The organism is Bradyrhizobium sp. (assembly GCF_030693485.1).
In the GTDB taxonomy this organism is placed as follows: Bacteria; Pseudomonadota; Alphaproteobacteria; order Rhizobiales; family Xanthobacteraceae; genus Bradyrhizobium.
Genome location: NZ_JAUYAN010000331.1, coordinates 1 through 2,556 on the forward strand (window position 1 = coordinate 1; position 2,556 = coordinate 2,556).

General features: G+C 65.8%; 1 protein-coding gene and 1 pseudogene. One reads left to right on the forward strand and one right to left on the reverse strand.

All coding sequences use genetic code 11. The features are described from left to right. Positions 1-428: 428 nt before the first annotated feature. Complete coding sequence (locus Q8N40_RS24480) at positions 429-1,625, reverse strand: DUF2125 domain-containing protein (RefSeq protein ID WP_305713636.1); 1,197 nt, start codon at positions 1,623-1,625, stop codon at positions 429-431. 114 nt (positions 1,626-1,739) lie between these two features. On the opposite strand from Q8N40_RS24480, the pseudogene Q8N40_RS24485 reads away from it, so the two are divergent. After that, positions 1,740-2,330, forward strand: a pseudogene (locus Q8N40_RS24485) (gamma-glutamylcyclotransferase); the annotation flags it as partial. Positions 2,331-2,556: the final 226 nt, after the last annotated feature.

Consider the following 2,556-nt stretch of genomic DNA (forward strand, 5'->3'; position numbering starts at 1 on the left):
CGAGCGCATGCCAAGCCAACAGACCGGGGAACGGACGGGGTCAAGGCCGTCAGCCGCCGAAGGCGGGGGCGCGCTTCGCGCCAGCCTTGAGGCCGGCCGATCACCGGTCTACTTCAGCACAGTTGCTCTGAACGGGACGGGGATGGCAAATCATATAGCCTGGTTTGCAATTCCGGAAAACAGAATTATTTTTTCGCGAAGGGCTTGACACGACTTCCGATAAACGGAAGTGATTTTCCCGTCGGGTAGTCACACAACGTCACACAGCAAGACTGCGGAAAGGTGGCGGATCAAGAACGCAGTGTGTCGTCATTCTGAGGTGCGAGCCTCCTGGCGAGCCTCGAAGGATGACTGGCTACGTGGATGCGGCCATCCTTCGAGACGCCGCGCAAGAGCGCGGCTCCTCAGGATGACGATGGCGTGTTCAGCTAATACAGCGGCGGAACCTGGCCGACCTTCAGCGGGCCGAAAAACACCGCGCCGTCGACGAAGCGCAGCGGGAATGCCCGCGCCTTCTTGCCTTCCAGCACGGCTTCCTTGCCCAACGCGTTGATGCCGGTGATGACGCCGACATTGGCATTCTGTTTGACGACCCGGCCGAGGCCGGGGATCGCGCGGTCGAGCGCGCCGAGCAGGTTGCTGACGTCCTGACTCCTGACCCCCGGTGCGACGCGATCGAGTGTCGCCTGCGGCACGCCCTCTTCCAGCATTTTCTCGATGCCGAGCGCCGGGATCACCTTCTCGATGCCGGCCACCGTCATCTGCAGTTCGCCGTCGAGACGGCCGCTGGCGCTGAGGCCGAGGGTGCCGGTGGCGACCGCGATCAGCTCGCCCTGCGCAATCCGCGACTGCACGATTTCGACCCGGCCGCCGGCGGCCTGGATTTCTCGAAACCGCTCGGGCCAGGGTTTGGGGGCAAAATCCTTCAACCCGCTGAGCAGCGTGCGGACGTCGGCATCGAACGGCGCCGCCAGCAACGGATGCAGTTCCTGCACGCTGCCTTGCTCGATCTTCAGCACAGTCTCGATCACAGGGCGATCCTGCACCGAGCCCTCGGCGAGGCGGCCGTGCAGCTCGACCAGTCTGGCGCGCGCCAGCGGCGTCTGCGCCGGGCCGTTGACGCGGTCGATCGAGGGATCGTCGAACGCGATCGAGCCGCGTTGCGGGACGGCGGGCAAACCGACCACGCTGCTGCGGGCCTTGCTCCAGTTCACCATCATCGCGGGCGGCCCGCCGCGATCCGAGATCGTCGCCGGCGCGGTGAATTCGGCGATCAGCCGTTGCGGATCCCAGATCTGCGCCACCACCAGGATTTCGCCGAGCCTGACAGTGATGGGCGCCTGCGTCGCGGCCTGTTCCGCGGTCTGCGAACGCAGCGCGACGCTGGCGCCGTTGCAGCGGACTTCGAGGCGAAACGGAAAGCCGGCCACCGAACGCCTGGCGCAGTCATAGACCCGGCCGGATGCCGCCTCCTGGGCGCGCCAGGCGTCCGCCTTGACCTCGACCTGGGAGGCGGCGAAGAACCAGAATCCGCTCCACACCGCCGCTGCGACCAGGAGCAAGGCAGGCATGAAGAAAAGGCGCCAAAGCGGGCGCCGGCGCGGCGCGAGGGTGAGTTCGGACATGCGGGACCTTTGGCCGACGATTTTGTCAATTAAGCGGTGATGCAAGCAGGTCGCCGGCCGGGATCAGGTTAACGTATTTTCACCCGCCGCAAAACTCTGCTAGGCGTGCGCGCGATGCCAGCCAAAATCGTACCCGAAGCGGAATTGTCCAAAGGCGACCTGTGGGTGTTCGGCTACGGCTCGCTGATGTGGCGGCCGGGCTTTGAGTTCATCGAACAGGTTCCGGCCCGGCTGATCGGCGAGCACCGCGCGCTCTGCGTCTATTCGTTCGACCACCGCGGCACCCCGGAAAAGCCCGGCTTGGTGCTCGGGCTCGACCGCGGCGGCGCCTGCCGCGGCGTCGCGTTCCGGGTGGCGGCGATGCAGCGTGGCGACGTGGTGGACTATCTGCGCAGCCGCGAGCAGACCACCCACGTCTACCGCGAGGTGATGCGTTCGGTCTGGCTCGAGAACGAAGCCCGCGAGCGGGTCAGCGCGCTGGCCTATGTGGTCGATCGCGGCCACGTGCAGTATGCCGGACGGCTGTCGTTGGCCGAGCAACTGCGCTTCGTGCAGCAGGGCCACGGCCGCTCCGGCAACAACCGCGACTATGTGCTGGCCACGGTGAAGTCGATCGAGGCACAGGGTTTTCGCGACGCGCAGTTGCATCAGCTGGCGGCGATGCTGCATGGGGATGCGCGACCACTTCACCCTCCCCTGGAGGGGGAGGGTCGGCTCACATTGAGCGCAGCGAAATGTGAGACGGGGTGGGGTGAAGGACTCTCAACGCACACACCATTCGAAACGAGAGACCGTCACCCCACCCCGCCGCTCCTTTCATTCGCGTCGACCCTCCCCCTCCAGGGGAGGGGGAAGTGGTCGCGCATCCCCAAGCAGCATCGCCGCCAGCTGATGCAACTGCGCGTCGCGAAAACCCAGTGCCTCGATCGAC

Excerpts from the sequence above, each read along its gene's own strand:
- Q8N40_RS24480 (WP_305713636.1), bottom strand. The coding sequence starts at position 1,625 with ATGTCCGAACTCACCCTCGCGCCGCGCCGGCGCCCGCTTTGGCGCCTT.